The organism is Micromonospora sp. NPDC023814, from assembly GCF_040639595.1.
Classification (GTDB): domain Bacteria; phylum Actinomycetota; class Actinomycetes; order Mycobacteriales; family Micromonosporaceae; genus Micromonospora.
On sequence record NZ_JBFAAF010000239.1, the window covers coordinates 1 to 1,409 of the forward strand.

The 1,409-nt window shown below is 67.0% G+C and carries 1 protein-coding gene; it reads right to left on the minus strand.

The features are described 5' to 3' along the window. The coding region (locus tag AB0G14_RS35730) for a hypothetical protein (protein WP_357705239.1) at positions 1–1,409 on the minus strand (1,409 nt) is incomplete at both ends.

Here is a 1,409-nt window from a genome sequence, read left to right on the forward strand (position 1 = left end):
CAACAACGACAGGTCCAACCGCGACCCATCCCTCGCCAACCCCGCCTCAGACGCCGCCTCACCCAACGGCACCAGCAACGCCGCCGCGCCCCGCCACGTGGCGCCTGGCAGGCCCGCCGCCTCACCCCGCCGCTCGGCCAGCGCCCGCAATTCGGCCGCCATCACATCCAGGTCATCCGGGATGTACGAGGCCGCATTCACCACGACCCGGCGGTCCACCACATCCCGGTAGACACGGCGCGCAACCACCCGCCAGAAGCCATGATCCGCCTTGTACTGCATGGACGCCATCTGGCTACCCAGCGACCCGAGTCGGTCGACGAGTACGCGGAACTCCATCCCGATCAGTGCGGCATGCTTCAGCTGGTCGAGGTCTGCAAGTGCGGTGTGGATCCGCCAGGCGTCCCATGGCGAGATCGACACGTCCGGGTTCGGGTCCAGGCCGGTCCGGAGGTACTGCCGCAACGAATAGTTGCGATCAGGCAGCAGCGCACTCAGTTCAGGCGAGCCTCCGCGCTCGTCGATGATCGTTTTGTGGAGCACAGGGTGCTTTTGCCGGTACCAGGAGGCCAGCTGCTCCTCCACAATCGGCCGGTCGACCTCGAGCACCATCCGGAGTTCATCCGGCAGCCCGTTGTATACGCGTGCGAGTGGCTGGCGCGGAACCAAGCCAATGGCACCCTTGCCCCTCTTGTGCCCATGGGGCAGGTACAACGACATCTGGCCGAAGTTGAGGGTGTAGAGCAATGTGCCGTAGCCGCCCAGTGTGGCTGCCGGACCGACGAGCGGACCGCCGAACGACCGCTCGGCCAGCCATCGTCCGAAGGCGACGCTCTGCGCCTCGACCTGCAACGACTGTTTGGGATCGTAGGTCAGGTATCGCAGGGACATCGACCACAACCCCTCCGGCAGGAAGCCGAAGGTGTGCTGGACGTGCTTCTCGTCAAATGCCCCTCTGCGGAAGACAATCAACTGCTCGTGCTCAGGATCGACGGTGAACCCGGGCAGCCGTTGAGCCAGCGGCTGGGCGGGCCAATCACCGCGCAGTTGCTGATCGATCTCATCGAGCCCCGCGTACTTCGGTGCCTGGGCCGCAGCAGTACCCGGCTCGTCGTCCAGGACGGGATCGGGCCCGCTGATGTCCTCGAAGACGCCCCCCGTCATGCCGTCGGCGTCCACGCGTAACCCAGCGTCCGCCCGCTTGGCGACTCCCCTCGTCGGCATCGGGTCGGACCCGGGCCGGGCAAGTCCGACGAACACGTGTTCGCGCTCGGTCCCGGACGCCCAGAGGTGGCGCCCGCCCGCGGCGTCGAGGGCGCCCTGATCCAGCAGACTCACCTCTGGCGAACGACCGAACTCCACGACATCCGCAGCGGCGACCGCCGCCATCAGGTCCGAACCGAACGTCT